Here is a 5,752-nt window from a genome sequence, read left to right on the forward strand (position 1 = left end):
TGAAGGCAGTGTGGGGCTGGGCCTACGGTGACACCACAACGATCACCGTCCATATCCGGCGCCTCCGCGAGAAGATCGAAGTCGAGCCGTCGCATCCGACCCGGATCGTGACCGTCTGGGGCCTCGGCTACCGGTTCGAGCCGTGAGGAGGCTGCTCGTGCTCGGCGGGGCCGGCCTGGTCGTCGCATGGTGCCTGGCCCTGGCCCTGGGGGACGATATGGGCGCCGCCACGGAGGTGGTGGCGCTGGCGGCGGGATCGTCACTGGTGCTGTTAGTGGCCGGTGGACTGCTCCTCAACCGGCTGGCCGGCCGGGCTCTGGCTGTACACCTGTGGGCGGGAACGACCACGACGGTCCTCGGAGTCGCGGCTGGCGTGCTGGTCGCGAGCTGGCAGATGTTCCTGTCGGCGTCGGACGCCAGAGCGATCCTGATCATTCTCGCGGCGGCCGGCCCCAGTGGCGGTTGTGGGTGCGCTTCTCATGGCCTCGCGCCTCAACAGGGGCGTCCTGGTCATCGGACGGATGGCGGCGGGCCTCGGCCAGCAGTCGTCCCGGATGCCGCCCGCCGAACCGGTGCAGACCCGCGAGCTTTCGGCCCTGGCCACCCAGCTGCACCGGGTAGGGGAGGAGCTGCACGCGTCGATCCTGCGCGAACGCTCCCTCGAGGCCTCCCGGCGGGAGCTGGTGGCGTGGATATCGCATGACCTCCGTACTCCTCTGGCCGGGATCCGGGCCGTGATCGAGGCATTGCAGGACGGGGTGGTGACCGATGCCGTGACTGTGAGGCGCTACCACGAGATCATCGGGACGGAGGTCGACCGCCTGAGCGGCATGGTGGACGACCTGTTCCGGCTGAGCCGGATCCACGACGGGCTCACCAACCTGCGGGTGGAGGCCGCCTCGCTCGGGGACCTGGTCTCCGACGCCTTGTCCGTCGCCGCGCCGGCCGCTGAGGCCCGGCAGATCAATCTCCGCGGCCACGTCCCGGACAGGGATGTCAGGTGTCGGTGGCCCCGACCGAGTTCCTCCGGGTCCTGCGCAACCTGCTCGACAACGCCCTCCGCCACACGCCCGCCGGCGGGGAGATATCCGTGGACGCCCAGGCGGGACCAGATCAGGCGGTCGTTCGGGTGCGCGACGGCTGCGGAGGCATACCCGAGGTGGATCTCGAGCGGGTCTTCGATGTCGGCTACCGCGGGGACCTCGCCCGTAGCCCCGGCCCTGGGCGGCAGGGCGAGGCTGGGACTGGCCATCGCCCAGGGACTGGTGGCCGCGCACGGCGGTCAGATCGACGTTGACAACGAGGAGCGCGGGTGCTGCTTTACCGTTCGCCTGCCCGCGGCGCGTCCGCTCTTGACCGGGTGAGCAGGGTCGGCTGCGAGCCCGGGAAGAGCGCCGGGCGACGGCGTGGATGTGGACGCGGCTCCCACCCCGGTGCATGCGGCCCGACCCGACCTGCCCTCAAAGAGCTCGTGGCGGCGGGGGAGGACATCGCGGATGCCTGAGACAGGGACGGGTATTCGGGTCGTCCTGTTCGATCTCGGCGGTGTGCTGGTGGACTTCGGCGGGGTGGAACCGGTGCGCCAGCACTCCGGGATCGACTCGGGCGAGGAGTTGTGGGCGCGGTGGCTGGCCTGCCCGTGGGTCCGCGCCTTCGAGCGGGGCGGGTGCTCGGCCGAGTCCTTCGCCGCCGGCGTAGTCGCCGACTGGGGGCTGCGCCTGAGTCCGGGGGAGTTCCTGTCGGGGTTTCGGAGCTGGGTCGGGGGGCCGTTGCCGGGCGCCGAAGCGCTGGTGCGAGAGGTCAGGGCCCGCCGGACCGTGGGTTGCCTGAGCAACACCAACCGGACCCACTGGGAGGATCGCGGGTCGCTCTGGCTCGTCGACGTGTTCGACCATCGCTTTCTCTCTTTCGAGATGGGATTGGTGAAGCCCGATCCCGAGGTCTTCAGCCACGTGTGCGAGACGTTGAACGTGGCTCCCGAGGACGTCCTCTTCCTGGACGACAACGCTCCCAATGTCGAGGCGGCGCACGCCGCCGGCATGCAGGCTCGCCAGACGAGAGGCGTCGACCAGGCGCGAGCGGCACTCGTCGAAGCCGGGGTGCTCTGACGCCGCGGTTCTGCCGCGCCGGTCAGGAGTTCAGGTCGATCCCGAAGCCCTCCATGCGTGGCAGGCCGGATGACGCCTGGTCGCGGGTAATGGCGCCGAGGGCGACGAGTCCGTCGACGACCTGCGACGCCAGAGAGTCGGGGTTCTCGGTCAGATGAGGAGGGAAGTTGCCGCTCAGCGCCAGGGCAGCGAACCCGTGGACGGCCGACCAGGCGGCGATGGCGGTGCCCATGACCCTGTCGGGCTGCTCGGTACCCAGGCCCTGTTCGACGGCGCGGTAGAGGCTCTCGAAGGACTGGATGCGCGCCCTCTGTAGGCCGGGGTCCTCGGCGTCGTACAGGTCGGGCCGGAACATCACCTCGAAATGGGCCCGGTGACGGAAGGCGAAGCCGATGTAAGCCAGGCCGCCGTTCAGGAGGGCGTTGGGCGCACCGAGGTGTGGGTCGGTGTAGCTGCGCAGAAGGTCATAGCCCTCGGTGGCGATGGCCGTGAAGATGCCCTGCTTGTCCCCGAAGTGGTGGGCCGGGGCGGCGTGGGACACACCCGCCCGCCGGGCGATCTCCCGCATGCTGAGCCGGGTCGGCCCTACCGCCTCGATCTCCGCCAGCGCCGACTCGATCACCGTTTGGCGCAGGTGGCGGTGGTGATACGGCTTGGATCGGGGCGTCGGGCTGGATCTTGACGTTGACAAAATCCCCCTCCTTTTCCTATCTTACCGGTGACTAGATAACTGGGGAGGGACCGTGCCGGACTCCTACGACGTGGTGGTGGTCGGGGCCCGCTGTGCCGGGGCGCCGCTCGCGATGCTGCTGGCCCGGGAGGGCCTGCGGGTCTGCCTCATCGATCGGGCCCGGTTCCCGAGCGAGGTGCCGTCCACGCACGCCATCCAGCCCAACGGGGTCGCCGCCCTCGAACGGATGGGTCTGGCGGAGCGGGTCCGGGCCATCGGTGCGCCCCCGATCACCCAGGCCAAGATCGACATCGACGGGGTGGTGATCGACTACTCGGACGGCTTCGTGGCCCAGTCGGGGGCGCCCATGTGGTGCATAAGGCGGGCCAGCCTGGACCAGCAGCTGGTGGAGGCGGCGGTGGACGCCGGGGCCGAGTTCCGCCCGACGACCGCGGCCACCGGCCTGGTCAGGAATGACGGCCGGGTCGGCGGGGTGGAGACCCCGGCGGGGCGGATCTCGGCCTCCCTGGTCGTGGGCGCCGACGGTCCCCACTCAGGGGTGGCCCGAATGGCCGGATCCCGTGAGTACCACGCCTCCCCACCGGGGCGGCTGTTCGTGTGGGGCTACTTCGACGGCGTCCGGAACCCTCCGGCCCGTCTGTGGATCGGCAAGGCGGGCGACGTCGGGATGCTGGCCGCGCCCACCGATGGGGAGCTGTTCCTGGTGGCGCTGGTTCCCTCTCTGGCTGACAAGGCGCGTTACCTGTCCGATACCGCCGCCGCCTTGACCGAGGGCCTGGGTGGCTTCCCCGAAGTCGCCGACGTGGTCGACGGAGCGGGGCTGGTCGGGCCGGTGCGGGCCATGGCCCGCTGGCACGGATACTTCCGCGAAGCGACGGGACCCGGGTGGGTCCTGGTCGGTGACGCCGGCCATTTCAAGGACCCGACCCCTGGTCAGGGGATCTCCGACGCCTTTCGGCAGGTGGAGCACCTCGTCCCCGCCATCACCGCCGGGTTGACCGACGGGACCGTCGATCAGCGCCTCAACGCCTGGGCCGAGTGGCGCGACGAGGACGCGTGGGAGATGTACTGGTTTGCCGGGGACATGGGAGCGCCGGGGCCGACGCCGGCACTTGTGCGGGAGATGATCCGCCAGGTGGTCGAGCGTCCTGGCGGAGCTGACCGGTTCCTCCAGCTGATGGACCACCAGCTCCCACCGTCGCAGCTCTTCACTCCCCGACGGGCCCTCGCTGCCGCCGCCCGGCTGGCCGCCACGCGACAGACGGGCGTCCGCCGGATCGGTGCCGAGCTGAAACAGGTCATGGCCCAAGAACGCTCCCGCCGGCGGGTTCGGCGCCAGCCGACCTACCGGGCCTTGGAGCACGTGGCCCCCGAGGACAGCGCCCTGCCGGGTGCGATGTCCACCGCGTAGAACCCGGGGACGGCCGCCGGCCCCAATTCGAGGTAGGCGTCCTGCTCAGCCGGCTACTGGTCGGTGAACACCTTCCTGGCCGGGTCCCACGGGCTGTTGCCCTGGCCCCGCTCGATGATGCCGACCCGGTTGCCGACAACGTGGATGTAGGCGTAGCCCACGTTCTGGTCGTGGGGCACCGTGAGCACCAGGTTCGAGGCGTTCACCGTCACTTGCAGGAGGTAGTAGCCGTCACCGTCCCGGGAGAAGTCGACGTACTGGCCGGGGCGCTGCCACCGGTAGACGTCTCCCCAGCCGACGTTGAGCCCGAGGGTGGCGTCACCCGGCTGGTAGCCGCAGTTGGCGGTGAACGTGGTCGTGTTCTCCTGGTTGAAGTTGTGCCAGTCGGCGAACAGCTCGTCTGCCGGGCATAGTCCGATCTTGGTCCCGGACCCCGCCGGGGTGAGGGCGTGGGTGGCTCCCACGTGATAGAGCTGGAACTTGAGGAAGCCCAGGTAGTGGTAATGCCCGTGGACGGCGTGGAACTGGAACTGTCCCGCCGGGCGCAGGAACGAAGTCCCGTCGCTGTAGTACACCCGCTGGAAGGCCTGCCCGGGTGTGGTGACACCGAAGCCCGCCGCCGAGGGGTTGTACTCGATCTCGAACGGTCCCGGACCAGCGTCGCGCGGGCCGGTCGTGAAGCGCAGGCACCGGTTCGGGTGGTACGACCCGGGCACGAAGGTGGGACCGACGTTCAGGGTCTCGTCCGGAGTGCACGACAGCGGCGCCTCACCCGCCACCGACAAGGGCGGGTTGGCAGAGTCCGGCGCCGCGGTGTTGGCCGGGTTGGCCGGGGCCACGAAGGTGAACTCGTACGGTGGCGTGACCTGGAGATCGGGAGGCAGCAGGGTCTTTTGCTTGTAGGTCACCGGGCCGGACTCGAGCTTGGCCCGCAGGCGGAAGGCCGAGTCCTGGGCCATCTGCGGGACGACGCGGACCGTCCAGGTCCCTGCGACCGGGTGCGTGACATAGAGCTCGTTGTCGAACTGGCTCTCCCCAGGATTCGACACGCTGGCCTGCTGCGTACCGCTCGGATCGAGAAGGTCGAGCTCGAACTCGTTGGTACGGTCCGGTATGTCGATGGCCACCCGGAGGCGCCATCCCCCCGCCGCAACCTTGACCGGGTAGTCGAAGCACTGCTCGACCTGGCATGCCGCCGCACCGGGGAGATCGGTGTACGCCGAGGCGACGTACGCCCCGTTCCAGAACGCTGACTGCCCGAGCCCGAGGTTGATGGCCGGGCTGACCGCCCTGGCCGCCACGGTGGTGATACCGCTTCCCAACACCAGAAGCGCGGCGCCGAGCGCCGTTCGGCGCGCCTTGGTCCCCAGCCTGGTCCCCAACTGTCCCCAACCTCCTCTTCGGTCCGGTGGCAACCATGGCGGGCGGATGTGTCGCCGATATGTGTCGGCCGTTACCAATCGGTTAATCCGACGCGGCGCGTCGGCCGGAGCCGGGCCCGGTCTCTGCCGTCAGCGGAGGTGGGACGTCCAGGGCCGGTTT

6 protein-coding genes are annotated in these 5,752 nt (G+C 70.0%); 4 read left to right on the top strand and 2 right to left on the bottom strand.

Annotation, left to right across the window (positions count from 1 at the left end; translation table 11 throughout):
* The 3 genes from VFW24_03435 to VFW24_03445 form a co-directional block, all read left to right on the top strand.
* On the top strand, positions 1-146 hold a 146-nt coding region (locus VFW24_03435), incomplete at its 5' end, for a helix-turn-helix domain-containing protein (GenBank protein ID HEX5265802.1).
* A 333-nt stretch (positions 147-479) separates the two neighbouring features.
* Positions 480-1,364, top strand: coding sequence for a HAMP domain-containing sensor histidine kinase (locus tag VFW24_03440; GenBank protein HEX5265803.1), 885 nt, complete (start codon positions 480-482; stop codon positions 1,362-1,364).
* 132 nt (positions 1,365-1,496) lie between these two features.
* The gene (locus tag VFW24_03445) at positions 1,497-2,108 is read left to right on the top strand and encodes an HAD family phosphatase (GenBank protein HEX5265804.1); all 612 of its coding nucleotides are present in this window, start codon (positions 1,497-1,499) and stop codon (positions 2,106-2,108) included.
* 22 nt (positions 2,109-2,130) lie between these two features.
* Here VFW24_03445 and VFW24_03450 read toward each other — a convergent pair whose 3' ends face one another.
* Positions 2,131-2,730, bottom strand: coding sequence for a TetR/AcrR family transcriptional regulator (locus VFW24_03450; GenBank protein ID HEX5265805.1), 600 nt, complete (start codon positions 2,728-2,730; stop codon positions 2,131-2,133).
* A gap of 121 nt (positions 2,731-2,851) precedes the next feature.
* Here VFW24_03450 and VFW24_03455 point away from each other — a divergent pair, with 121 nt between their 5' ends.
* Positions 2,852-4,210 carry an NAD(P)/FAD-dependent oxidoreductase gene (locus tag VFW24_03455; GenBank protein ID HEX5265806.1) on the top strand — a complete coding sequence of 453 codons (1,359 nt, stop codon included), beginning with the start codon at positions 2,852-2,854 and terminating at the stop codon, positions 4,208-4,210.
* Between the two features lie 53 nt (positions 4,211-4,263).
* Here the strand turns inward: VFW24_03455 and VFW24_03460 are convergent, their stop codons facing one another.
* Positions 4,264-5,592, bottom strand: a complete 1,329-nt coding sequence (locus tag VFW24_03460; GenBank protein ID HEX5265807.1) for a PPC domain-containing protein — start codon at positions 5,590-5,592, stop codon at positions 4,264-4,266.
* Positions 5,593-5,752 lie beyond the last annotated feature (160 nt).

The organism is Acidimicrobiales bacterium (assembly GCA_036273495.1).
Lineage (GTDB): Bacteria > Actinomycetota > Acidimicrobiia > Acidimicrobiales > JAJPHE01 > DASSEU01.